The organism is Kribbella deserti (genome assembly GCF_042434725.1).
In the GTDB taxonomy this organism is placed as follows: Bacteria; Actinomycetota; Actinomycetes; order Propionibacteriales; family Kribbellaceae; genus Kribbella; species Kribbella deserti.
Genome location: NZ_JBHLTC010000011.1, coordinates 109,712 through 132,641, shown reverse-complemented (window position 1 = coordinate 132,641; position 22,930 = coordinate 109,712). Strand labels below are relative to the sequence as shown.

Annotated in this window: 22 protein-coding genes and 2 pseudogenes; 19 read left to right on the top strand and 5 right to left on the bottom strand. The window is 67.0% G+C overall.

Features of this window, described 5'->3' with window-relative positions:
• Positions 1–12 precede the first annotated feature (12 nt).
• Positions 13–1,278 (top strand): M48 family metalloprotease, encoded by a 1,266-nt coding sequence (locus ACFFGN_RS10080; protein ID WP_380045748.1) that lies wholly within the window; start codon positions 13–15, stop codon positions 1,276–1,278.
• Positions 1,275–2,399, top strand: a complete 1,125-nt coding sequence (locus ACFFGN_RS10075) for a glycosyltransferase family 4 protein (RefSeq protein WP_380045746.1) — start codon at positions 1,275–1,277, stop codon at positions 2,397–2,399. The genes ACFFGN_RS10080 and ACFFGN_RS10075 overlap by 4 nt, the downstream gene beginning before the upstream one ends.
• Positions 2,400–2,641: 242 nt before the next feature.
• Here the strand turns inward: ACFFGN_RS10075 and ACFFGN_RS10070 are convergent, their stop codons facing one another.
• Entirely contained in the window at positions 2,642–3,382 is a 741-nt protein-coding gene (locus ACFFGN_RS10070) for a GntR family transcriptional regulator (protein WP_380045744.1), read from the bottom strand.
• Positions 3,383–3,512: 130 nt separating this feature from the next.
• Here ACFFGN_RS10070 and ACFFGN_RS10065 point away from each other — a divergent pair, with 130 nt between their 5' ends.
• The 12 genes from ACFFGN_RS10065 (at position 3,513) to ACFFGN_RS10010 (ending at position 16,301) form a co-directional block, all read left to right on the top strand.
• The gene (locus ACFFGN_RS10065; protein ID WP_380045742.1) at positions 3,513–4,514 is read left to right on the top strand and encodes a Gfo/Idh/MocA family protein; all 1,002 of its coding nucleotides are present in this window, start codon (positions 3,513–3,515) and stop codon (positions 4,512–4,514) included.
• Positions 4,511–5,398, top strand: a complete 888-nt coding sequence (locus tag ACFFGN_RS10060; protein ID WP_380045740.1) for a sugar phosphate isomerase/epimerase family protein — start codon at positions 4,511–4,513, stop codon at positions 5,396–5,398. Before ACFFGN_RS10065 ends, ACFFGN_RS10060 begins: the two co-directional genes overlap by 4 nt.
• Position 5,399: 1 nt before the next feature.
• Positions 5,400–6,413, top strand: a complete 1,014-nt coding sequence (iolC, locus tag ACFFGN_RS10055) for a 5-dehydro-2-deoxygluconokinase (protein ID WP_380045738.1) — start codon at positions 5,400–5,402, stop codon at positions 6,411–6,413.
• Positions 6,373–7,296, top strand: coding sequence for a Cgl0159 family (beta/alpha)8-fold protein (locus ACFFGN_RS10050; protein WP_380045736.1), 924 nt, complete (start codon positions 6,373–6,375; stop codon positions 7,294–7,296). The genes iolC and ACFFGN_RS10050 overlap by 41 nt, the downstream gene beginning before the upstream one ends.
• Entirely contained in the window at positions 7,293–8,171 is an 879-nt protein-coding gene (gene iolB, locus ACFFGN_RS10045; RefSeq protein WP_380045734.1) for a 5-deoxy-glucuronate isomerase, read from the top strand. Before ACFFGN_RS10050 ends, iolB begins: the two co-directional genes overlap by 4 nt.
• Positions 8,171–10,081 (top strand): 3D-(3,5/4)-trihydroxycyclohexane-1,2-dione acylhydrolase (decyclizing), encoded by a 1,911-nt coding sequence (gene iolD, locus ACFFGN_RS10040; protein ID WP_380045732.1) that lies wholly within the window; start codon positions 8,171–8,173, stop codon positions 10,079–10,081. The genes iolB and iolD overlap by 1 nt, the downstream gene beginning before the upstream one ends.
• A 289-nt stretch (positions 10,082–10,370) precedes the next feature.
• Complete coding sequence (locus ACFFGN_RS36075) at positions 10,371–10,751, top strand: TIM barrel protein (protein WP_446685178.1); 381 nt, start codon at positions 10,371–10,373, stop codon at positions 10,749–10,751.
• An 84-nt stretch (positions 10,752–10,835) separates the two neighbouring features.
• Positions 10,836–11,831, top strand: coding sequence for a sugar ABC transporter substrate-binding protein (locus tag ACFFGN_RS10030; RefSeq protein ID WP_380045728.1), 996 nt, complete (start codon positions 10,836–10,838; stop codon positions 11,829–11,831).
• Between the two features lie 3 nt (positions 11,832–11,834).
• Positions 11,835–12,905 carry an ABC transporter permease gene (locus ACFFGN_RS10025; protein WP_380045726.1) on the top strand — a complete coding sequence of 357 codons (1,071 nt, stop codon included), beginning with the start codon at positions 11,835–11,837 and terminating at the stop codon, positions 12,903–12,905.
• Positions 12,902–13,783 carry an ATP-binding cassette domain-containing protein gene (locus ACFFGN_RS10020; RefSeq protein ID WP_380045724.1) on the top strand — a complete coding sequence of 294 codons (882 nt, stop codon included), beginning with the start codon at positions 12,902–12,904 and terminating at the stop codon, positions 13,781–13,783. Before ACFFGN_RS10025 ends, ACFFGN_RS10020 begins: the two co-directional genes overlap by 4 nt.
• Positions 13,776–14,795: a Gfo/Idh/MocA family protein gene (locus ACFFGN_RS10015; RefSeq protein WP_380045722.1), complete on the top strand. Its 1,020-nt coding sequence runs from the start codon at positions 13,776–13,778 to the stop codon at positions 14,793–14,795. The genes ACFFGN_RS10020 and ACFFGN_RS10015 overlap by 8 nt, the downstream gene beginning before the upstream one ends.
• A gap of 9 nt (positions 14,796–14,804) precedes the next feature.
• Positions 14,805–16,301: a CoA-acylating methylmalonate-semialdehyde dehydrogenase gene (locus ACFFGN_RS10010; RefSeq protein WP_380045720.1), complete on the top strand. Its 1,497-nt coding sequence runs from the start codon at positions 14,805–14,807 to the stop codon at positions 16,299–16,301.
• Positions 16,302–16,307: 6 nt separating this feature from the next.
• Here ACFFGN_RS10010 and ACFFGN_RS10005 read toward each other — a convergent pair.
• From ACFFGN_RS10005 to ACFFGN_RS09995, 3 genes and pseudogenes are all read right to left on the bottom strand, one after another.
• A pseudogene (locus ACFFGN_RS10005) lies at positions 16,308–17,288 on the bottom strand (Gfo/Idh/MocA family protein); the annotation flags it as partial.
• 56 nt (positions 17,289–17,344) lie between these two features.
• Positions 17,345–17,623 carry a hypothetical protein gene (locus ACFFGN_RS10000; RefSeq protein ID WP_380045716.1) on the bottom strand — a complete coding sequence of 93 codons (279 nt, stop codon included), beginning with the start codon at positions 17,621–17,623 and terminating at the stop codon, positions 17,345–17,347.
• Positions 17,624–17,693: 70 nt separating this feature from the next.
• Positions 17,694–18,119, bottom strand: a pseudogene (locus tag ACFFGN_RS09995) (phytanoyl-CoA dioxygenase family protein); the annotation flags it as partial.
• Between ACFFGN_RS09995 and ACFFGN_RS09990 the strand changes: the two are divergent.
• The 5 genes from ACFFGN_RS09990 to ACFFGN_RS09970 all read left to right on the top strand — a co-directional run bounded on the left by ACFFGN_RS09990 (position 18,078) and on the right by ACFFGN_RS09970 (position 21,707).
• Complete coding sequence (locus tag ACFFGN_RS09990; RefSeq protein WP_380045714.1) at positions 18,078–18,227, top strand: hypothetical protein; 150 nt, start codon at positions 18,078–18,080, stop codon at positions 18,225–18,227. The pseudogene ACFFGN_RS09995 and the gene ACFFGN_RS09990 overlap by 42 nt on opposite strands.
• A 298-nt stretch (positions 18,228–18,525) precedes the next feature.
• Entirely contained in the window at positions 18,526–18,939 is a 414-nt protein-coding gene (locus ACFFGN_RS09985) for an SMI1/KNR4 family protein (protein ID WP_380045712.1), read from the top strand.
• Positions 18,940–19,489: 550 nt separating this feature from the next.
• Complete coding sequence (locus ACFFGN_RS09980) at positions 19,490–19,753, top strand: Imm32 family immunity protein (protein WP_380045710.1); 264 nt, start codon at positions 19,490–19,492, stop codon at positions 19,751–19,753.
• A 52-nt stretch (positions 19,754–19,805) separates the two neighbouring features.
• Positions 19,806–20,030 (top strand): hypothetical protein, encoded by a 225-nt coding sequence (locus tag ACFFGN_RS09975; protein WP_380045708.1) that lies wholly within the window; start codon positions 19,806–19,808, stop codon positions 20,028–20,030.
• Positions 20,031–20,204: 174 nt separating this feature from the next.
• Positions 20,205–21,707 (top strand): DUF222 domain-containing protein, encoded by a 1,503-nt coding sequence (locus ACFFGN_RS09970; RefSeq protein ID WP_380045706.1) that lies wholly within the window; start codon positions 20,205–20,207, stop codon positions 21,705–21,707.
• On the opposite strand, the gene ACFFGN_RS09965 is transcribed toward ACFFGN_RS09970, so the two are convergent.
• Positions 21,704–22,837 carry a hypothetical protein gene (locus ACFFGN_RS09965; protein ID WP_380045704.1) on the bottom strand — a complete coding sequence of 378 codons (1,134 nt, stop codon included), beginning with the start codon at positions 22,835–22,837 and terminating at the stop codon, positions 21,704–21,706. The two genes, ACFFGN_RS09970 and ACFFGN_RS09965, sit on opposite strands and share 4 nt — an antisense overlap.
• Positions 22,838–22,930 lie beyond the last annotated feature (93 nt).

The following is a 22,930-nucleotide window of genomic DNA, read 5'->3' as shown; positions in this document are numbered from 1 at the left end:
GAGAATGGCCGCATGACATCAGCGGATCCCGTCGCCGAGAAGTCCAGCCGGAACGCAGCAAGGTGGGCGGCGCTTGTCCTGGCCATCGCGCTCACGGCGGTCATAGTCTGGACGACGCCCTGGGTGACGCTGAAGGGCATGCCCGCGCCGAACGCCGCACTCGACTTCACCGCGGCGGAGATCGATCGCCAGCAGGCCTTCCGGTCAGAGCTGCTGCCGTGGTCAACCGTCTCCTGGATCCTCTCCCTGGCGGTACCGCTCATCCTCGGCTTCACGCCACTCGGCACGCGGATCTACGACCTGATCCGCCTCAAGCGCTGGTACGTCGTACTCCCGCTGGTGGTCGTCGTACTCGGTCTGCTGACCAATCTCGTCACCGTGCCGAGCGGTATCGCGGCTGAGCGCGTACTACGTCGCTGGGGTCTGTCGACGCAGGACTGGGGTTCGTGGCTGCGGGACCGGGCCGTGAACTGGGTGATCGGAACGCTCGCGCTGGTCGTCGTGCTGCTCGTGCTGGTCGCGTTGGCGCGGAGGTGGCGGCGCTGGTGGTGGGCGCCCGCGGCGATGGTGGCCGCGAGCCTGGTGATCGTGGTGTCGTTCGCCTATCCGGTGTTGATCGAACCGCGCTTCAACGAGTTCACCTCGATGCCCGCGGGGGAGCAGCGCGACACATTCATGAAGCTCGCGGCCGATGACGGCGTACCGGTCAAGGACGTTCTGGTCGCGGACGCCTCTCGCCGGACGACCGCGCTCAACGCGTACGTGTCGGGCTTCGGGTCCACTCGCCGCCTGGTCGTGTACGACAACCTGCTGAAGTCCGCGCCGCCGGACCAGGTCCGCCTGGTCGTCGCGCACGAGCTGGGCCACGCGGCCGAGGACGACGTACTGCATGGCACCCTGATCGGCGCGCTCGCGGCGGCCTTCGCAGTTGTGCTGCTCCGGGTGTTGCTCGGGGCAAGGATCGCGGATCCCCGCCGGACCGCGTTGTTGCTGGCGATGGTCACGATCGGTACGACGCTCGCGGCGCCGGTGCAGAACCTGGTCAGCCGGCGGATCGAGTCGCGCGCGGATCTGCACTCGCTCAACCTCACCAGGGACCCGGCCGGATTCGCCGCGATGCAACACCGGTTGTCCGTCACGAACATCTCCGGCCTGGAACCGGCCCGCTGGCGCTATGTGATGTTCGCGAGCCATCCGGCGCCACCCGAGCGCATCGCGATGGGCCGTGGCTGGGGCGCGCAGAACGGCATCCAGGTGCCGCCGTTGGCGCCGAAGTGAGCCGCATCCTCATCGTCACGAACGACTTCCCGCCCCGCCAAGGTGGCATCGAGACGTTCGTACGGGCCTTGTGCGACCACTTGCCGGCGGACGAGCTGGTCGTTTTCACGTCGTCCATGCCGGGTGATCAAGCGTACGACGCGACTCTGCCGTTTCCCGTGGTTCGAGACCGTACGACGATGCTGGTTCCGGGCCCGCGGGTCAATCGTCATGCCGCGGAGGTGTTGCGGCGTTACCAGGCGGACCGGGTGATCTTCGGTGCCGCGGCGCCCCTCGGACTGATGGCGCCGGCGCTTCGCAAGGCGGGCGCGCGCAAGGTCATCGCGATCACGCACGGGCACGAGACGTGGTGGGCGGCGCTACCTGGTTCGCGGCAGGCGCTGCGGCGGATCGGCGAATCGGCCGACGTGATGACGACGGTGTCCGACTGGTGTGCCGAACGGATCGCCCGGGCGCTGACCCCGGCGGCCCAGGCCCGCATGGTGCGGCTACGTCCTGGGGTTGACGTCGAACGGTTTTATCCCGGCTGTGGTGGTGCCGAGGTTCGCACGGCCCTTGCCTTGGGCAACAGGCCGGTCGTGGGGTGTGTCTCCCGGCTGGTTGCGCGGAAGGGCCAGGACAGCTTGATCGAGGCGTGGCCTCGAGTGCTGGCGGTCGTGCCGGATGCGGTGCTCTTGCTGGTGGGTGGCGGGCCGGATCGTCGGCGGCTCACGGAACTTGCCGAGCGCAACCAAGTTGCGGAGTCGGTGGTGTTCACCGGGCCGGTGGCGTGGGCGGAGATCCCGCCGTACCACGATGCCGTTGACGTGTTCGCGATGCCCTGCCGGACAAGGCGACTCGGGCTGGAACCGGAAGCGCTCGGCATCGTCGCCCTGGAGGCCGCCGCCACCGGAAAGCCCGTGCTGATCGGTGATTCCGGCGGCGCGCCCGAGACGGTCGAGCCGGGCCGGACGGGATACGTCGTCAACGCCGACACGGTCGCCGACCACCTGATCGAGCTGCTCACCAACCCGTTGAAGGCGAAGGCGCTGGGGGAGCAAGGCCGCCAACGCGTCCACCAGTCCTGGACATGGCAGGCCACAGCCCAAACCCTGCACCACCTACTGAACGACCCGCGCTGACCCCGCCAAACCCGCCCACCCACGTTGACCCGCCCGAACTCACCCGCGTGGCAGCGGACCCGCCGCGTATTACCGCCGCCCACACAATCCCCACGACGGTCGGACGCAAAATGCGGCGACCCACACGATCCGTCCGACCGTCGACTTAGGGAGTACGGCGTACGCGGTGTCGGCCGTACGAGCGGGCGGATAGGGGCGGGTGGATGAGGGTGGATGCGGTGGGGCAACGCGAGGTGGCGGGGTTAGCGTTCGGAGACCATTACGTCTACGGCGTATTGGTCGGCGCGGTAGCAGTGGTTGCCGTATTCGACGGGTTTGCCGTCGGAGTCGTACGCGCTGCGGGTCATCGTGAGCAAAGGCTCGGCCTTCGAGGTGTGCAGCAATCGGCGTTCGGCGGCGGTGGCGTTGCGGGCGCCGATTCGTTGGCGGGCCACGGTCGGGCGGACGCCTTGTTCGCGGAGTAGCGCGTACAGGCCGTCCGCGCACAACCGTTCCGGGGTCAACGCCGCGCCGATGCTCTGCGGCATCCAGTTGCGCAGGATCGCCAGCGGCGCGTCCCCCGCATAACGAAGCCGGACCATCGCCACCAACGGCGTATCCGCGGGTAGATCCAGCGCGACCGCCGCCGGCTCGTAGATCGCGTCCGACTCCAGGCTCAGCAACTCGGTCCGGGGCGTGCGGCCCTCGCGGATCAGGTCGTCGTACAAGCTGGTGAGCTCGACCCGGCGATGCACCATGCGGTTCGCCACCGTCGTACCGACCCCGCGGCGGCGGACCAGTAGGCCCTGGTTGACCAGCTCGGCGATGGCCCGGCGAACGGTAGGCCGGGACAGGGTGAGGCGATCGGCCAGCGCGACCTCGTTCTCGAACGGGTCGCCGGGCTTGAGGGTGCCGTCGCTGATCGCGGCCTCGAGCTGCTCAGCCAGCTGGTGGTAGAGCGGCACCGGACTGGAGCGATCGATGCGCACCGGGAGGGCTGCCATGGCGATGAGGTTACATCTGGAAAGTATGTAATGTCACGACGTGAAGATGTTCTAACAAACTATTGACATCACCCTCGCCGCCGACCAGTGTTGTCGCCAGTCAGCCACCCTCGGCGAGAGGTATCTCCGTATGCGAATCGGACTGGTCGGTGCCGGCCGGATCGGCGCCTTCCACGCAGCGACACTGGCAGCTTTGGCCGCGGTCGAACAGGTGGTCATCACCGACGCGGCTCCCGATCGGGCCGAGATGGTGGCCAAGGACCTAGGGGCGGAATTCGCCCCGGATGTCGACTCGCTGCTGGCGATGGGCCTGGACGGGTTCGTCATCGCGGCGGCCACCTCGGCGCACGCCGACCTGATCGGCAAGGGCCTGGCCGCGCGCATCCCCATCTTCTGCGAAAAGCCGCTCGCGGTCGACCTCGCGGGCACCCAGGCCGTCGTACAGGCGGTCGAGGCCGGCGCCGTGCCCGTGCACATCGGCTTCCAGCGCCGGTTCGACTTCGGCTATCGCAAGGCCGCCGCGGCGGTGAAGAACGGCGAACTCGGCTACATCCACACGATCCGGGCGAACACTGGGGACGTATCCCCGCCGCCCGCGGAGTACATCCCGACCTCCGGCGGATTCTTCCGCGACTGCAACGTGCACGACTTCGACGCGCTCCGGTTCGTCACCGGTCGCGAGGTGGTCAGCGTCTACGCGACCGGCGCGAACCGGGGCGAGGCCTTCTTCGGTGAGTACGGCGACGTGGATTCCGCCGCCGCGCTGCTCACCCTCGACGACAACACCTTCGTCCTAGTGAACGGCACCCGCTACAACGGCGCCGGGCACGACGTACGCATGGAGATCCTCGGCAGCAAGGGATCGCTCGCGGTCGGGCTGGACGACCACACCGCGCTCACGTCGGCGGAGGCGGAAGTGACGTTCCCGGCCGGGCCGGCGCACGGCACGTTCATGGAGCGGTTCCACCCGGCGTACGTCGCCGAGCTGACCGCCTTCACCGAGGTGGTCGCCGGGACGCGCGAGGTGCCTTGCACGGTTCGGGACGCCCTGGAGGCTTTCCGGATCGCCGAAGCCTGTGAGATCTCCCGGCGCGAGAACCGCCCGGTCAACCTGGACGAGGTAGGACGATGAGCTCGATCGAAAGCCGCATCGCGGGGGCACCGATCTCTTGGGGCGTTTGCGAGGTCCCGGGCTGGGGTTGGCAGTACGACGCGGACACCGTGCTGGACCAGATGCGCGAGGTTGGACTGGCCGCTACCGAGTTCGGGCCGGACGGTTTCCTGCCGGACGCGCCGACCGAAAAGGCCGCTGCCTTGAGCGACAAAGGCCTCAAGGCTGTCGGCGGATTCGTCCCAGTGGTTCTGCATGATCCCGGTCATGACCCGGTGCCGGAGGTGGCCGAGGCGCTCAAGGGATTCGTCGCCGCGGGCGCGGGCACGCTCGTGCTGGCGGCCGCGACCGGCAGCGACGGGTACGACGATCGCCCGGTCCTCGACGAGGCGGGCTGGTCCACTCTGCTGGGCAATCTCGATCGCCTCGCGGAGTTGGCTCGCGAGCAAGGCCTCGTCGCGACGCTCCACCCGCACGTCGGCACGATGGTGGAGAACGCCGAGGACGTCGCCCGGGTCGTCGACGGCAGCACGATCGGCCTCTGCCTGGACACGGGCCATCTGCTGATCGGCGGCGTCGATCCGGTCGAGCTGGCGAAGAGCCACACCGCGCGGATCGTGCACACCCACCTGAAGGACGTTGACGCCGGCTGGGCCGCGAAGGTCCAGTCCGGGGCGGTGAGCTACACCGACGCCGTCCGGCAGGGCATGTACCGCCCGCTCGGCGCCGGCGATATCGATCTCGGCACGATCGTGAATACCCTCGAGTCCGCCGGGTACGACGGCTGGTACGTGCTGGAGCAGGACACCATTCTCACGGCGGCACCCGAGCCCGGCTCGGCTGGTCCGCTGGCCGACGTACGAGCGAGTGTGGCGCACCTCCGCAAGCTCGCCGAAAGGGCGTGAGATGTACGACGTACTGACCATCGGCCGGATCGGTGTCGATCTGTATCCGCTGCAGACGGGCGTACCACTCGAAGACGTCGAGGCTTTCGGGAAATTCCTGGGCGGCAGCGCGACGAATGTGGCGGTCGCGGCCGCGCGGCACGGCCGGCGTTCGGCGGTCATCAGCCGGACCGGGAACGACCCGTTCGGGAAATTCATTCACCGTACTTTGGGTGAGCTCGGGGTTTCGGACGAATTCGTGTCCGGGGTCGAGGGACTACCGACGCCGATCACGTTTTGCGAGCTTTTTCCGCCGGACGATTTCCCCTTGTATTTTTACCGATTCCCCAAGGCGCCGGACCTGGTGATCAATCCGTCCGAGCTGGATCTGCAGGCGATCAAGGACGCGAAGATCTATTGGTCGACCGTGACCGGATTGTCGGCCGAGCCGAGCCGCACGGCGCATTTCACCGCCTGGGAGGCCCGGGAGCGAAAGCCGATCACCGTGCTGGATCTGGATTACCGGCCGATGTTCTGGGCCGATCCGAGTGAGGCGCACGAGCAGGTGGATCGCGCCCTGCAGTACTGCACCGTTGCCGTGGGCAACCGGGAGGAGTGCGAGGTCGCGGTCGGCGAGACCGATCCGGACAAGGCCGCGCTGGCCCTGCTGGACAAGGGTCTCGAGCTGGCCGTGGTGAAGCAGGGGCCGAAGGGGGTACTCGCGCGGACGCGGACCGAGCGGGTCGAGGTGCCGACGTTCGAGGTCGAGGTGGTCAACGGGCTCGGCGCCGGCGACGCGTTCGGTGGCGCGCTGTGTCACGGGCTGCTGGCCGGCTGGCCGCTGGAGCAGACCCTGCGATTCGCCAATGTCGCCGGCGCGATCGTCGCCTCCCGGCTGGAATGCTCCACCGCCATGCCCACCTCAGCCGAGGTGGAAGACCTGCTCCGGTCACAAGCGTCCGATGAACGACGACACGCCGCGTCACAAGCGTCCGATGAGCGGGGACACGTGGCGGGGGCGACGGCGGGTGAGTGAGGTGTGGGATTTCGCGGCGTTGACGGAGGTTCGGGCGCGCAGGCCGGCCGCGGTGGGGGAGGCCTGGGCGGCGCGGAAGCGGCGGGAGTTGCTCGGCGAGGACGGGCAGTTGCTGATCGTCGCGGCGGACCACCCGGCCCGCGGCTCACTCGGCGTGCGCGACAACAAGATGGCCATGGCCAGTCGGCCCGAACTGCTGCACCGGTTGATGACCGCCTTGCAGCGTCCGGGCGTTGACGGCGTACTGGCGACTCCGGACGTGCTGGAAGACCTCCTGCTGCTCGGCGCTCTCGACGGAAAGCTCGTCATCGGGTCGATGAACCGGGGCGGCCTACAGGGTTCGGTGTTCGAGTTGGACGACCGGTTCACCTCGTACTGCGCGGCGGATCTCGCCTCACGCGGGATCGACGGCGGCAAGATGCTGACCCGGATCGACCTGGGCGACGCCGGAACCGTCGCCACGCTGGAGGCGAGTGCCCGGGCGGTGACCGAACTGGCCGAGCGCGGGTTGATGGCGATGGTCGAACCGTTCTGGTCGACGCGGCAAGACGGCCGGGTGACGAACCTGCTCGATCCGGATTCCGTGATCAAGTCCATTCAGATCGCCTCGGGCCTCGGTGCGACCAGCGCGTACACCTGGCTGAAGTTGCCCGTGGTGGACGATCTCCCGCGCGTGATGGAGGCGACCACCTTGCCGACGTTGTTGCTCGGGGGAGACCCGACGGGCGCGCCGGAAGACACCTACGCGTCCTGGGGTAAAGCGCTCAAGCTACCGTCCGTTCGTGGTCTGGTGGTGGGGCGCGCGCTGCTCTTCCCGCCGGACGGGGACGTCGCCGCCGCGGTGGATCACGCCGCCGAACTCGTGCACGGAGGTGCCGCATGACCGAGTGGTTCCGACCCGCGGGTACGACGGCCCGCGACGGCTTCGACCTCGCCGTCGTACCCGGTGAACCCGGCTGGTCCCACACCGGCCTGTACGTCGTGACGCTCGCGCCGGGGGAGTCCCGCACGATCGAGACGGGCGGTAGCGAGTACATCGTGCTGCCGCTCCAGGGCTCCGCCGAGGTGACCAGCGCCGGTGAAACGGTCAAGCTGGACGGCCGGGACAACCCGTTCGCGGGTCCGACGGATCTCGCCTACGTTCCGATCGGCTCCAGCTTCACCGTCGAGTCTGCCGGGGGAGCGCGGATCGCCTTGCCGCATGCGAAGGCCGCGACGGCGTACCCGTTCCGGCGGATCGGCAAGGAGCAGGTGCCGACCGAACTGCGCGGTGCGGGCGTGGCCTCGCGACAGGTGAACAACTTCGGTACGCCGGCCGTGCTGGAGGCCGATTCGATCATCGCGTGCGAGGTGATCACGCCGGGCGGCAACTGGTCGTCGTACCCGCCGCACAAGCATGACGAGCACAAGCCGGGCGAGGAGAGTGAGCTGGAGGAGATCTACTACTTCGAGCTCCAGTCCGAACAAGGTGCCGCGGGCAACAACGAGCCGATCGCCTATCAACGGGTCTACGGCACCGACGAGCGGCCGATCGACGTACTGGCCGAGGTTCGCAACGGCGACCTGGTGCTGGTGCCGCACGGCTGGCACGGGCCCGCGATGGCTCCGCCGGGATACGACCTGTACTACCTGAACGTGATGGCCGGACCCGGCGCGGAACGGCAGTGGCTGATCAGCGACGACCCACGGCACGGCTGGGTCCGGGACAGCTGGACCAGTCAGCAGATGGACCCCCGCCTACCTTTCGGAGGACAGTGATGACGCTCCGGCTCACCGTTGCTCAGGCCCTGGTGCGATTCCTGAGCGTCCAGTACTCGGAGCGCGACGGCGAACGGCAGAAGTTGTTCGCCGGCATGCTCGGCATCTTCGGCCACGGGAACGTCGCCGGGGTCGGACAGGCCCTGCTGGAGTCCGAACTCGAGGACCCGACGGCCCTGCCGTACATCCTGGCGCGCAACGAGCAGGCCATGGTGCACACCGCGACGGCCTTCGCGCGGATGCGGGACCGCCTCCAGACCTACGCGTGTACGGCGAGCGTCGGCCCGGGTTCGACGAACATGGTGACGGGCGCCGCGCTCGCCACGATCAACCGGCTGCCGGTACTGCTCCTGCCCTCGGACGTGTTCGCGACTCGCGTGGCGACGCCCGTACTGCAGGAGTTGGAGTCGTACGGCGCCGGCGACGTCTCGGTGAACGACACGTTCCGTCCGGTCTCGAAGTACTTCGACCGCGTGTGGCGTCCCGAGCAACTCCCGTCGGCCCTGCTCAACGCGATGCGGGTCCTGACCGATCCGGTGGAGACGGGCGCGGTCACACTCGCATTGCCGCAAGACGTTCAGGCCGAGGCGTTCAACTGGCCGGAGGAACTCTTCGCCGAACGGACCTGGCGTATCGCCCGTCCGTTGCCCGAGGCATCCGTCGTCGAGCAGGCGGCCGAGCTGATCCGCAACAGCGAACGCCCGTTGATCGTCGCAGGCGGCGGCGTCGCGTATTCCCGCGCGCAGGAGGCCCTCCAGGCGTTCGTCGAGGCCACGGGTATCCCGGTCTCGGAGAGCCAGGCGGGCAAGGGCTCGTTGCGTTACGACCACCCTCAGTCGGTCGGCGCGGTGGGCTCGACCGGTACGACGGCGGCGAACGCGCTTGCGGCCGAGACGGACCTGGTGATCGGGATTGGAACCCGGTACAGCGACTTCACCACGGCCTCGCGGACGGCGTTCCAGAACCCGGCTGTGCGGTTCGTGAACCTCAACGTGGCCAACTTCGACGGCGGCAAGCACGCGGGTCTACCCGTGGTCGCCGATGCCCGGGAGGCTCTGACCGCCTTGCGTACGACGCTCGACGGCTGGTCCGTGGCGGACGACTACCGCGAACGCACCGCCGAACTGGCCCGGGACTGGGACGCAACCGTCGAGCAGACGTACAACCCGCCGGTCGAGGTGACCGATCGCCTCGCGGCCGGACTGCTCACGCAGGGCGAGGTCCTCGGGGTGGTCAACGAGACCTCCGATCCGCGCGACGTCGTGGTGTGTGCCGCCGGATCGATGCCGGGTGACCTGCACAAACTGTGGCGGACCCGCGACGCCAAGGGCTATCACGTCGAATACGGCTATTCCTGTATGGGCTACGAGATTGCCGGCGGTATCGGCGTACGGCTCGGTGCACCGGATCGCGACGTGTTCGTGCTCGTGGGCGACGGCTCGTACCTGATGATGTCGACCGAGCTCGTCACGGCCGTGCAGGAGAACCTCAAGATCATCGTCGTCCTGGTTCAGAACCACGGCTTCGCCTCGATCGGCGCGCTGTCGGAATCCCTCGGCTCGCAACGCTTCGGTACGGCGTACCGGCGGCGCACCGGCGACGGGCGGCTCGACGGGGACTACCTGCCGGTGGATCTCGCGGCGAACGCGCGCAGCCTCGGCGTGGACGTGATCGAGGTGGACGACCGGGCGGGCCTGGATAAGGCCGTCGCGACCGCGAAGGCGGGGGACGGACCCCTGCTGATCCACGTCCGGACCGACCCGCTGGTGCACGGGCCGGACAGCGAGTCCTGGTGGGACGTACCCGTGAGCGAGGTGGCCGGGCTGGACTCGACCCGCGCGGCGCGAGCGTCGTACGAGGAGTCGAAGCAGGCCCAGCGCTGGTACGTCGCCCCGGTGGACGAGGACTGACATGGCCAAGGTGAAGCTCGGCAGCGCGCCCGATTCGTGGGGGTGTGGTTCGCGGACGACCCGCGGCAGACGCCCTGGGAGCGGTTCCTGGACGAGGTCGCGGCGGCGGGATATCGCCGGATCGAGCTCGGGCCGTACGGCTACCTGCCGACGGACCCAGCGCGCTTGTCCGACGAACTGGCCAAGCGCGGGCTGGAGCTCACCGCAGGCACGATCTTCGAGCACCTGCACCTGCCGAGTTCGTGGGACGCGACCTGGGAAGGCGTCGTGGGCGCGGCACGGCCGCCAGATGAACGAGCTGGGCCGGCGGATCGCGGACGAGTTCGGGTTGCGGACCCAGTTCCACCCGCACGCGGACACCCATATCGCCACCCACGAGCAGGTCGAGCGCTTCCTGGCCCAGACGGACCCGGCGGTGGTGAACCTGTGCCTCGACACCGGGCATCTGAGCTACTGCGGAGGCGACAACCTGAAGCTGATCCGGGACCACCCGGGCCGCATCGGGTATGTGCATCTCAAGCAGGTGGACCCGGTCGTACTGGCCGAGCTGGCAAAGCTGGAGATCGACGTGTATGCGATCGTCGAGCAGGATCTGTATCCCTGCGACCCCGACGAGCCGCTGCCGATCGCCGAGCGTACCTTCGCCTATCTTTCGGCACACGGACTCTGAGGAACTGGGGACTTCAGGTTGACTACGGGGTCTTGTTTCACGAATCCCACACCCGTGGGAACACTCGAGAGGTTGGTTCGACTCATGATTCGGTGGCAGAAGAAGGCAGTGGCCACGGGGGCGGCGCTGAGCCTGGCGATCGCGCTCGCGGCGTGCAGCTCGTCCGGCGGTAAGCAGGAAGAGCAGAAGGCGGACGGCGGCGGCGGTAACGTCGCCAACACCCCGCGGATGAAAATCGCCTTCATCACCCACGCGGCGCCCGGCGACACATTCTGGGACCTGGTCCGCAAGGGTGCCGAGGCCGCCGCGGCCAAGGACAACGTGGAGCTGCAGTACTCCGGTGACCCCGAGGGCGCGAACCAGGCGAACCTCGTGCAGACCGCCATCGACGCGAGGGTCGACGGCATTGCCGTGACGCTGGCCAAGCCCGACGCGGTATCGGCCAACGTGAAGAAGGCCGTTGCCGCGGGCATCCCGGTCACCGTGCTGAACGGCGGCATCGAGCAATGGAAGGCCGCGGGCGCGATCGCGTACTTCGGCCAGGACGAGCGCATCGCCGGCCAGGCCGCGGGCGAGAAGCTCACCCAGATCGGCGCGAAGAAGGCCGTCTGCGTGATCCACGAGCAGGGCAACGTCGGTCTGGAGGCGCGCTGCCAGGGCCTGAAGGACAAGTTCCCGACGGTCGAAAACGTCTACATCACCGGCACCGACATGCCCGGTAGCACCACCACGATGACCTCGAAGTTGCAGCAGGACAAAGCCGTCGACTACGTGGTGACCCTCGGCGCCCCCTTCGCGATCGCCGCGGTCAAGGCCGTCAAGGACTCGGGTTCCAGCGCGAAGATCGGCACCTTCGACACCAACAAGGACCTGGTCGGCGCGATCAAGGAGGGTACGGTCGAGTGGGCCGTCGATCAGCAGCCGTACCTGCAGGGTTACCTGGCTGTGGACAACCTCTGGTTGTACAAGACGAACGGCAACACGATCGGTGGTGGCAAGGCCACGCTCACCGGTCCGGCGTTCATCGACAAGACGAACGTGGCCGCGGTGGAGAAGTTCGCCGCCAACGGAACCCGCTAGGTCATGGCCTCTACGCTCGTGGCGCCGCCGGCAACGGACGACCGCGTCTCACGGCGGTCGCTCGGCGCCCGGCTGCTGAGCCGGCCCGAGATCGGGTCGCTTGTCGGCGCCGCCGTCATCCTGGTGTTCTTCCTCGTGGTCGCGCCGCCGTTCCGGGAGATCACCACGACCGGCACGATCCTTTACCAGGCCGCGCTGATCGGCATGATGGCTGTACCGGTCGCCTTGTTGATGGTCGGTGGCGAGTTCGATCTGTCGGCTGGTGTCGCCGTGACCACGGCCGGCTTGACCGGCGGGTTGTTCGCCTACCAGTTCAGCGTCAACGTGTGGGTCGGCGTGCTCGTCGCGCTGGTCGTCGCGATAGGTGTCGGCGCATTCAACGGCTGGCTGCTGATGCGGACGGGTTTGCCAAGCTTCCTGGTGACGCTCGGAACCTTTTTCATCCTGCAGGGACTCAACCTTGGTGTCACCAGAATCCTCTCCGGCACGGTTTCGTCGAACTCGATCCGTGACATGGACGGGTTCAGCAGCGCACAGGCGGTTTTCGCGTCGGAGTTCGTGGTGAAATTCCGGATCCTGGGCATTGGATTCGGGCCACTGACGATCAAGATCTTGGTCATTTGGTGGATTCTCTTCGTCGTGCTGGCGAGTTGGGTGCTCTTGCGGACCAAAATCGGCAACTGGATCTTCGCGGTCGGCGGAGATGCGGCAGCGGCTCGGGCTGTCGGCGTTCCGGTGAAGAAGGTGAAGATCGGCCTCTTCATGACCGTCGGCTTCTTCGCCTGGTTCTCCGGCATGCACCTGCTTTTCAGCCAAAGCAGCGTGCAGTCCGGTGAAGGCGTCGGTAAGGAGTTCATCTACATCATCGCCGCGGTGGTCGGTGGCTGTCTGCTGACTGGTGGATACGGCTCGATCGCCGGTTCGGCGGTCGGTGCGCTGATCTTCGGCATGACCCAACTCGGAGTCGTGTACGCCGGCTGGAATGCCGACTGGTTCAGGGCCTTCCTCGGCCTGATGTTGCTGCTGGCAACAATTGTCAACCTCGTCGTCAAGAATCGGGCGGACTTGAGATGACCACCACGAGAGCCTTCGCGGACGAGGCGGCCAGCAGCCCCACGACGCCGATCGTGCACCTCGAGAACGTCGGCAAGAGCTATGGCAACGTGCACGCTTTGCGCGATGTCACGCTGGCCGTTCGGCAGGGCGAGATCACCTGCGTGCTGGGTGACAACGGCGCGGGAAAGTCCACGCTGATCAAGATCGTCTCGGGACTGCACGACTACAACTCGGGCACCATGTCGGTGAACGGGCAGGCACGTCATTTCAGCTCTCCGCGCGAGGCGCTGGACAGCGGTATCGCCACGGTTTACCAGGACCTCGCGCTCGCGCCCTTGATGTCGGTGTGGCGCAACTTCTTCCTTGGCAATGAGGTGACAAAAGGCCCGTTCAAGGTCCTGGACACCGCCACGATGAAGCGAATCGCTGACGAGGAACTGACCAAGATGGGGATTTCGATTCCTAATTTGGAGCAGCCGGTTGGCATGTTGTCGGGTGGGCAGCGGCAGTGTATTGCGATCGCCCGGGCCATTTATTTCGGTGCCAAGGTGCTGGTTCTGGATGAGCCGACGGCGGCGCTCGGGGTGAACCAGTCGGGCGTCGTACTGAAGTACATCGTGAAGGCGCGCGATGCCGGTCTTGGCGTCGTGTTCATCACGCACAACCCGCATCACGCGTACCTGGTCGGCAACCACTTCGTCGTACTGAAGCTGGGCAGGGTCGCGCTAGATACGCATCGGGCCGACATCACGCTGGAACAGCTCACCAACGAAATGGCCGGTGGTGCCGAATTGGAGGCGCTCAGCCACGAGCTGCGTGGGATCGACGCCGGCGCGGTGGTTCGGCCCACCGGAAAGGCGGGCCCGATCGAATCGCCTTTGGAGAAGCATGACTGACTTGCGGATCGGCATCATCGGCGTCGGCCTGATGGGCGCTGACCACGCCGAACGGGTGGTGCACCAGACCTCCGGTGCCCGCCTGGTCGCGGTCTCCGACCCGGACTCCGCCCGCGCCTCGGCGCTGGCGGACCGGCTCGGCGTTCGTACCATCGACGACCCGCTGGCGTTGATCGCGGACGACGAGGTGGACGCGGTGATCGTCGCTTCGCCCGGCTTCGCCCACGCGGAGCAGTTGCACGCGTGCCTGGATCACGGGAAGCCCGTGTTGTGCGAGAAGCCGCTGACGATGGACGCCGAGTCGTCGCTGCGAGTGGTCGAGGCGGAGCACAAGCTCGGCCGCTCGCTGATCCAGGTCGGGTTCATGCGCCGGTTCGACCCGGAGTACGCGGAGCTGAAGAAGCTGCTCGACTCCGGCGATCTCGGCCGGACCTTGCTGCTGCACAACGTGCACCGCAACAAGACCGTGCCCGAGACGTTCCGCAGCGAGATGATCGTGCGCGACTCGCTCGTGCACGAGGTCGATGTGACCCGCTGGCTGTTCGGCGAGGAGATCACCCGCATCACCGTGCACGCTCCGACGCCGACCAGCCTGGTGGCCAACGGCGCGCTGGACCCGCAGTTCGCGGTGTTCGAGCTGGCCAATGGCGCGATCGCCGATGTCGAGGTGTTCGTGAACTTCCAGGTCGGCTACGAGGTGCGTTGCGAAGCCGTGGGGGAGTTGGGCAGCGCCACGATCGGCCTCGGCAGCGGCGTACTGACCCGGGCCGCGGGCCACTGGGGTGGCGCCGTACCGGACGACTTCCGCCAGCGGTTCGCCCTCGCGTACGACATCGAGGTGCAGCGCTGGGTCGACGCGGCCAAGCGCGGTGAGATCGACGGGCCTTCCGCCTGGGACGGCTACGCCGCGGCCGCCGTCTGCACCGCCGGGGTGGAATCGCTCACCACCGGCCGCCCGATCGAGGTCGAGATGGCCCGCCGCGGCGACGTACTTCCATCCGTTCAACCCTGAGGAACTCTCGTGAGCACATCCCGAATCACCCATCTCGTCGGCGGCGCCCCGTGGACCGGTGTCGCCGAGCGAACCAGCCCGGTCTACAACCCGGCCACCGGCGCGGTGACCGGTGAGCTCGATCTCGCCTCGGCGGCCACGGTCGACGAGGTGGTGAAGGTGGCCCACGAGGCCTCGAAGGCCTGGGGCGCGACGTCGCTGACCAAGCGCGCGCAGGTGCTGTTCGGTTTCCGCGAGCTGCTCAACCAGCGCAAGGAGGAGATCGCCGCGCTGATCACGGCCGAGCACGGCAAGGTGCTCTCGGACGCGCTCGGCGAGGTGACGCGCGGCCTCGAAGTGGTCGAGTTCGCCTGTGGGATTCCGCATTTGCTCAAGGGCGGTTACAGCGAGAACGTCTCCACCAAGGTCGACGTGTACTCGATCCGCCAGCCGCTCGGGGTGACCGCGGTGATCTCACCGTTCAACTTCCCGGCGATGGTGCCGCTGTGGTTCGTACCGATCGCGGTTGCCTGTGGCAACAGCGTGGTGATCAAGCCGTCCGAGAAGGACCCGTCGGCCGTGAACGCGGTCGCCGCCCTCTGGAAGGAGGCAGGTCTGCCCGACGGCGTGGTGAACGTGCTGCACGGTGACAAGGAGGCCGTCGACCGCCTGCTGGAGCACCCGGACGTGAAGTCGGTGTCGTTTGTCGGCTCCACCCCGATCGCGCGCTACGTGTACGAGAAGGGCACGGCGCATGGCAAGCGTGTCCAGGCCCTTGGCGGCGCGAAGAACCACATGGTCGTACTGCCGGACGCCGATCTCGACCTCGCCGCCGACGCCGCGGTGAATGCCGGTTTCGGCTCCGCCGGGGAGCGCTGTATGGCGATCTCGGCCCTGGTCGCGGTCGAGCCGATCGCCGACGAATTGGTCTCGAAGATCGCATCCCGGATGGCCACCCTGAAGACCGGTGACGGTACGCGCGGCTGCGACATGGGCCCGCTGGTCACCGGGCCGCACCGCGACAAGGTCGTCGGCTACGTCTCGTCGGGTGTTGACGAAGGTGCTGCACTGGTCGTCGACGGGCGTTCGCAGGAGATTGACGGAGCAGCGGATGGCTTCTGGCTCGGGCCGACGCTGTTCGACAAGGTGACGCCCGAGATGTCGATCTACCGCGACGAGATCTTCGGCCCGGTGCTGTCGGTGGTCCGCGTTCCGTCGTACGACGCGGCGCTGGACCTGGTGAACTCCAACCCGTACGGCAACGGCACCGCCATCTTCACCAACGATGGCGGAGCCGCGCGCCGCTTCCAGAACGAGGTGGAGGTCGGCATGGTCGGGATCAACGTGCCGATCCCGGTGCCAATGGCCTACTACTCCTTCGGCGGCTGGAAGAACTCGCTGTTCGGCGACACGCACGCCCACGGCACCGAAGGCGTGCACTTCTTCACCCGCGGCAAGGTGGTCACCAGCCGCTGGCTCGACCCCACCCACGGCGGCCTCAACCTAGGCTTCCCCACCCACGATTGAGTGGCTTCACACCGTGGCGGTCGGCCTTGGCATCAGGCCGGCCGCGCGGTACGTCTCGTCGATCAGCTCCATCGTCGCGACGGCGTCGTCGGCGTTGATCGGCAGAGCGGCGCCGTCGCGGAGGTGGTCGGTGAACGCCTCCAGCTGATACGTGTACGACGACTTGCGGCCAAGCTGCTCGACCCAGGTGTCCTCGCGCGTCTTGATCGTGACGAGATCATCCAGGTGCGGCAGCACGAAGTTCGGCGCGAAGGCCTCGCCACGCGTACCCACGATGCGGCAGCTGAACTCGACCGCGTCCGCCGCCATGCTGCACCGCGCCGTACCGCTCGCGCCGTTCGGGAATTCCAGTACGGCGGTCAGCCACTCGTCCACGCCCGGCCTACGCCTTCGCTCGGCGGCCTTCGCGCTCACCACGGACGGCAGGCCGCCACCCCACGGCGCGAGCATGCGCTGCGCGTGCAACGCGTAGCACCCGACATCCATCAACGCCCCGCCCGCCAACTCGTACGACCAGCGCGGGTCGTCGTCAGCCGGCGCGGGCATCACCATCGTTATTTCGACGTGGCGCAATTCGCCCAGCTCGCCCTTTTCCAGCAGCTGGTGCAAACGCTGCGTCACCGGGTGGAAGAGGTAATGGAATCCCTCCATCAGGACCACGCCTTTTTCCCGGGCTTTGTCGCGCACAAGTGCTGCCTCGACGGAATTACTCGCGGACGGCTTTTCGGTCAGCACATGCTTGCCAGCGGCAATTGCCTTGAGGTTCCACGGCCCGTGCAGGCTGTTGGCCAGCGGGTTGTAAATGACCTCGATCTCGGGATCCGCCAGCAATTCGTCGTACGTCGTGTGCACGCGCTCAACGCCGTGTTCGGCCGCGAACGCCTCCGCCCGGTCCCGGTCCCGCGCCGCCACTCCGACCAGGCGAGCGCCGGTCAGCTTGGCGGGGGCGACGATCGCGGCGGCCGAGATCCGGGCCGCGCCGAGAATGCCGATGCGAAGTGGCTCCATACCGTGCTGTCTCCCTCGAGTGTCTTCAGCTGCCGTCAGCTGGTGCGACGGCGGTGGTCTTGCTCGGTCAGCGTCTGTTGCAGGCGATCCGCCGGCCAGTTCTCCGCCAGCGCCTGCCGGACCAGCTCGGCCTGGCTCGGCGGCGCGAGCCCACCGATCGGCTGATCGCGATCGAGGTTCGTCGGAAAACTGTAACCTTCGGCGCTGGCGCTGACCACGTTGTCCAGCAGGCGGTCCACTGTGCCGGAGGCCTTCAGTTCGCGCAACGCCGGATAGAGCGCCATGGACATCCCGGCCCGGTCGACGCTCTCCATCGCCAGCCCGAACCGCATCACCCTTTGCCAACGGCAACTGAACGTGATTCGCCACGAAGTGCTCGGCGAATTCCTGCAGCCGCCACGCGAGATAGCCCAGCTCATACTTATGAGAATGCGGAAGATAAAGCGTTGGGCCACTCTCGACCGGCATATCGTTATGCGCGACGGCGCCTTGCAACGTCAGTACGGGCGACAGCCGGTGCACGTGGTCCGGAAAGCGTTGCGCGACCTCGTTCGACTGGAATCCGAGGTGGTAGTCGCGATGAACGGTCTGTCCCTCACCGCCCGGATTCACCACGTTCACCTGCGAAGTCACCTGGTACGCCGGTCCCAGCCACGCCACGAGCGCTAGCACGTCGTTCCCGTAGTAGTCCGCGAAAGCCTTCGGCGCTCGGAGGGCCAGCTTCTCAAGGGCGTTCCACACGCGGTCGTTGGCACCAGGCTTCGCGAAGTGGTCCCCACCCTGCTGCCCCGAGGCCCGCTGCTCCGCAATCAGCGCCTGAAACTCCGCCGTGACGGCCTCAACCTCATCCGCACGATCAGCGCGATGAGCGCGTCGTACAGCAAGACCTCCTGCTCAACCCCGCTCGCCAACGGATAGTCGCCCAGGTCCGTCTTGGCCTGCAACACCGCGACCAGGTCCTCTACCCGACAATCCCCAACCCGCAACCAACCAATCCGCGAGACCAATCCACCTGGCGGTACTAGGTCTTTGCCGCTCGGTGAAGTCATGCCCAACGCCAGTGCTGGGCAGGCTGTTTACTCCGAGCGACGATGCGTTGCCATCACACCCGTACCACCAACCTGCGACCAGCCGTCGAGCCCGTCGCCACTTCCACCGGCACCGGAAGGTCGTCCCAGTAGGCTCGATCTCACCGCGTCCGAACCGAAGGAGTGCCATGACCTGGGACGAGCTCCGCGCCCAAGTTCTTGGTGACCCGTCCATTGACCAGGGCCGGGGCGTTTCCGAGGCCAAGGTGCGCGCGGCCGAATCGCTGATTGGCCCGCTACCTCTCGAGTTCCGTCAGTACCTGCTGGACTTCGGCTCGCTAACGAAAGGCCACCGCCGGCTCTACGGCCTAGGGCCCGACGTCCATCCGAGTATGAACGTCGTGCGTATGACCCTCCTGGAGCGAGCCGACGCGCCGGGTCTCCCGCAGACAGCTGTGGTCTTCTACAACAACGGCTCGGGCGACCTCTCCTTCGTCAACCCGTCCGGCCAAGTACAGACCTGGCTCCACGAAACCCCCGCGGATCCATACTTCGAGGCGCCCACCTTTGCCACCTGGCTATCCGACCACTTCGGCTACTGAAGCCCGCGCGATAGCCAGTACGACGCGCCTTCACGGCCGGAGCGATTCTGCTGGGGATGCGGTAACCGAGGAGGCTAGCGTGGTTCCGGCTACCGGATCGGCGACTTCGCAGGGGAGTGATAGACGTGGCTAGTGACCTTGCGGACCGGTTCGCTCACATGGGCGGCAGTGAGATCGAGGTGGACCGTTGAGCACCCCACACCGACTGCACTGGCGGTTTGGAATTGCGGGCGCGGCAAATTCGGCGAGCGCGCGGCATGGCTGGGGAACGCGGGCCTGATCTGCGAGGTCGGGGATGACCGCTATCGGTTCCGATGCTCGGACGGTCCCGGCGGCATCGCCTTCGCAGCCCTGGTCTTCGATCTGGTCCTGGAGTAGCTGCAAGGCCCAGAGCACAATGGGCCCCTTCGGCCGAAAGGCCTTCACGTTCTGCTCAATTGGCAGCTCTGCGGTCAACCGTCACCGGAGGTGAAGGTGGCAGAGTTGGCGGCGTCGAGCGAAGGCTCCCGCTTCCGGGAAAGTGTCGATGTGAGGGTCGGAGATGAATCGAATGGAACTGCGCATCGAAGTGCCGGACTGTGGTGACGCGCTGCGATTCGAGTGGGACGAGGGATTCACGATCGCGGTGTCCGTTGATGAGGGCGGTCAGGTATTGATCAGTGCCAACAACGCGGGGCTCGTATCGCTGGCGAGGCACCTCCTGACGCTCGCACAGGACGGCGCGGGGCCCGGAGCGCATCTCCACCTGACGGCGGGCCAGGAGATTGACGGCGATCACGACCTGGTTCTGGAACGCTCTTCGCGAGCCACATGACCAAGGTGAATCAAGCATGGCTCGGTTCACTCAACGCCGATGGGACCGGTTCGTGACTGTCTTCGAGTTTGACGGCCGATTGATCGAAGTCACGGAACTGCTGCCCGCGGACGCTGCTGGCGCCATTGTCGAATGCTGGGACCTCACATCTGATTCCTCCGCAGGGTTGCTCTTCGCCTTGGAGCGCACGGCCCGAGGACTGACAGTGCGCTCGATGCAGAGCGGAGTGCCCGTCGCGCTGATCGTGACAGTGGCGCGGTTGGCGACGGAGCAGTAGAAACCTGTGCCGGTGGCGACCACCCGAATGACGCTGTGATCGACTACCGGACGGCGAGGTCGAACCGCCGGAGTCAACGAGGTGACGATATCCCTTGTGGATAACGAGATTCGGGCTGGCAGCTGCGATATAATCGCTAGTATGTTCGATCGTGGTGAGGTTGATGAGCTCGGCGTGGATCAGACCCTGGCCCGCGCCGCGGCCAGGCGCGCTCAGGTGGCCGACGCTGAAGCCGACTCCCTGCTCCTGGCTCTGCACTACGCCGATCTCAACGCCGCTGTTGAGCCACCGGCGGGCGGGGAGATCGTGCCCGGCATTGAACGCCTCCGCGTCTATGGCGGCGAGGGTTGTCCGGCGATCGCTGAGTTCTGTGCTCAGGAGTTCGGGTGGCGTCTTGGCATGTCGGGTGGCGCCGCGGCCGCTTATCTGGGTGAGGCGTTGGCGCTGCGGCACCGATTCCCCAAGACCCTAGCCCAGGTTCTGGCCGGCAATGCCGAAGCGTGGAAGGCCCGCTGGATTGCCCGCACCTGCCTGTCGCTGTCCCTGGAAGCGGCTCGCATTGTGGACGACAAGGTCAATGCGATCATCGACACTCTCAGCCTGTCGCGGCTGAGAGTGTTCGTGAAGGCCGCGAAGATGCAGGCGGACCCCGATAAGGCCAAAGCCGACGCCGATCAGTACGCGCGTCAGCACGGGGTGTGGCTGGGGCAGTCCAACGACCACGGCACCAAATCGCTGGTCGCCCGTACCGCGGCCGGTGACGCGATCCGGTTCGATGCCGCCGTCGAAGAATTGGCCGAGATCTTGGCCGAAGAGGGCGACACCGGCACCCACCAGCAACGCCGCGCCCGGGCCGTCGGTTTGCTGGCGGACCCGGCCCTCGCCCTCGGCCTGCGCGAACATGGCCGCAGCAAAGCCCGCCGAACCGCCGCCCAGAGTGCGCGCCCGACGGACAGCACCTGCGCCACGGCGCGTCCTTCCCGCGACGAGTACGACATCGGCGACGACGGTGCGCGCGCTGCGGGCGGCCCACGGCAGCCGGTGGACGGGTTGCTGGCGGGCATCACGTCCCGTAATCGCAGCCGGGGGCTGGGCCACGCGCCACATACCTTCTATGTGCACATCAGCCAGGAAGCACTCGCCAGTGGTGAAGGAATCGTGCGAGTCGAAGGCATGGGACCGATGCTGGTCTCGCAACTGAAAGGGCTCATCGCCAGCGAAGCCGTGGCACTCAAGCCCGTCATTGACCTGCGCGAACACCTGAGCGTCAACGCCTACGAGATTCCGGACCGGATGAGGGAATGGGTCAAACTGCGCTACCCCACACCGATGGAACCCTGGGCTACCGGCGAAACCACCTCGTTCGCCGATATCGACCACGCCGTGCCGTACGACAAGAACGGTCCACCAGGCCAGACCAGTACGAAGAATTTGCTGCCGGTGACGCGCACGCCACATCGGGCGAAGACCCATGGTGGGCTGCGCAACGTGATCCTGCCCGACGGCAGTGTCGAGTGGACCACTCCGCGCGGAGCCAGGTATCTGGTCGACCACAACGGCACCCATTACATCGGCCAGGTCGATCTCATCACCGGCGAACTCATCTCACCACCACGACCTCGATGGAAGGCCTCGAGGCACCTCAAGAGTGTCGAGCCCGCGTCGGGAGGCGACTAGGGAAGGCCGGCGCGGGTGAACTCCTCCTGGAGCCGGGGGCGGCGGCGGTGGGTTTCGCGTAGGTCGGCGATGAATTCGTCCACCTCGGCGGTCTTGCTTGTCCCGGCGGCGAGTTTGCGCATTTTGGCGAGGCGGCGAGCGGCGAGTCGGTAGTGCTGGGCGCCCGTTTCGACCAGCTGGTTCTCGACGAGGCGGACATGGATCGGCAGGGCGGCCAGCGGGTCGAGCTTCTCGTACGCCTTCACCAACTCGCTCCAGGTGTGGTCACTGACGAGTCCCAGTGAGTGCGCTAGGTTCCACGCGAACTGGACGTCCTTGAGCGTCAGGAGCGCGAACAGCACGGCGTCGTTCGGGCTGCCGGCAAGGATGGTGAGGACCTCGTCGCGGTAGCCGGGCCAAGCCTTGCCTGCGGCCTTGTGCAGGCGCGCCGCCGTCGTCGATGACGGCCAGCGCCTGAACACCAGCAACCTGGCCTCCAGCGCCTCGCTGGGCCGGTGTTCATCCAGGAGCTCGCACCAGTAGTCGGATGCCTTGAGGGACCGGTGGCCGAGATCGAAGTACGTTGCTTGCTTCGCCCAGTCGATCGCAAGATCCATCTCGCCGATCTCAGCGAACGCCCGCGCGGTGTCTTCGAACCAAGCGGCGACCTTCCGGTCCCTCGCATGAGTGCGGATGATCGCGTCGATGTCGTGGTCGAGGACGGCAAGACGCTTGGCGTTCCAGTGGAGGGTGAACCGCTCGTGGCTGTGTCCTGCCTGCCAATCGTCCTCTGCCGCCGCCGGCAAGCTGGCGCGGACCTCGTCCAGCTTCGTCCGGTAGGTCGCCATGCCCTTTTCCTTCAAAGCCGGCGCGTAGGCGACTGGGTCGAGTTCGAAGTAGTCGACCTCGCCGTCGAACTGGAACGTCATCATCCACGCGATGAGCTTCGATGCTGGGACGTCGGCAGCTGCGGCAGCCTTGGGATGGAGGTCGAGAAGGCGGTGGCACGCGTCGCCGATGATGCCGCTGGAGTCGTCAGCGCGGGAGATGACCTTGATCGCTGAGGTGAGAGCCTTGTGCGTGACGGCGTACATCTCTTTGGGGTCGGCGGTTTGAGCTGCCGCCTCCAAGATGTCGACCGCTTCGTGCATCTGACGGCCGTGAGAGTTCGATGCGCTCCAGCGGGTGACATCGCTGCGCGTGCGAATGAGCGGCAGGACCGCGTCCGCGAGTGCGGTCAACGG

Coding starts and splice junctions, on each gene's coding strand:
- ACFFGN_RS10080 (WP_380045748.1), top strand. CDS start 13: ATGACATCAGCGGATCCCGTCGCCGAGAAGTCCAGCCGGAACGCAGCA.
- ACFFGN_RS10070 (WP_380045744.1), bottom strand. CDS start 3,382: ATGGCAGCCCTCCCGGTGCGCATCGATCGCTCCAGTCCGGTGCCGCTC.
- ACFFGN_RS10065 (WP_380045742.1), top strand. CDS start 3,513: ATGCGAATCGGACTGGTCGGTGCCGGCCGGATCGGCGCCTTCCACGCA.
- ACFFGN_RS10060 (WP_380045740.1), top strand. CDS start 4,511: ATGAGCTCGATCGAAAGCCGCATCGCGGGGGCACCGATCTCTTGGGGC.
- iolC (WP_380045738.1), top strand. CDS start 5,400: ATGTACGACGTACTGACCATCGGCCGGATCGGTGTCGATCTGTATCCG.
- ACFFGN_RS10050 (WP_380045736.1), top strand. CDS start 6,373: ATGAGCGGGGACACGTGGCGGGGGCGACGGCGGGTGAGTGAGGTGTGG.
- iolB (WP_380045734.1), top strand. CDS start 7,293: ATGACCGAGTGGTTCCGACCCGCGGGTACGACGGCCCGCGACGGCTTC.
- iolD (WP_380045732.1), top strand. CDS start 8,171: ATGACGCTCCGGCTCACCGTTGCTCAGGCCCTGGTGCGATTCCTGAGC.
- ACFFGN_RS36075 (WP_446685178.1), top strand. CDS start 10,371: ATGAACGAGCTGGGCCGGCGGATCGCGGACGAGTTCGGGTTGCGGACC.
- ACFFGN_RS10030 (WP_380045728.1), top strand. CDS start 10,836: ATGATTCGGTGGCAGAAGAAGGCAGTGGCCACGGGGGCGGCGCTGAGC.
- ACFFGN_RS10025 (WP_380045726.1), top strand. CDS start 11,835: ATGGCCTCTACGCTCGTGGCGCCGCCGGCAACGGACGACCGCGTCTCA.
- ACFFGN_RS10020 (WP_380045724.1), top strand. CDS start 12,902: ATGACCACCACGAGAGCCTTCGCGGACGAGGCGGCCAGCAGCCCCACG.
- ACFFGN_RS10015 (WP_380045722.1), top strand. CDS start 13,776: ATGACTGACTTGCGGATCGGCATCATCGGCGTCGGCCTGATGGGCGCT.
- ACFFGN_RS10000 (WP_380045716.1), bottom strand. CDS start 17,623: ATGGAGAGCGTCGACCGGGCCGGGATGTCCATGGCGCTCTATCCGGCG.
- ACFFGN_RS09985 (WP_380045712.1), top strand. CDS start 18,526: ATGACCTGGGACGAGCTCCGCGCCCAAGTTCTTGGTGACCCGTCCATT.
- ACFFGN_RS09980 (WP_380045710.1), top strand. CDS start 19,490: ATGGAACTGCGCATCGAAGTGCCGGACTGTGGTGACGCGCTGCGATTC.
- ACFFGN_RS09965 (WP_380045704.1), bottom strand. CDS start 22,837: ATGCACGAAGCGGTCGACATCTTGGAGGCGGCAGCTCAAACCGCCGAC.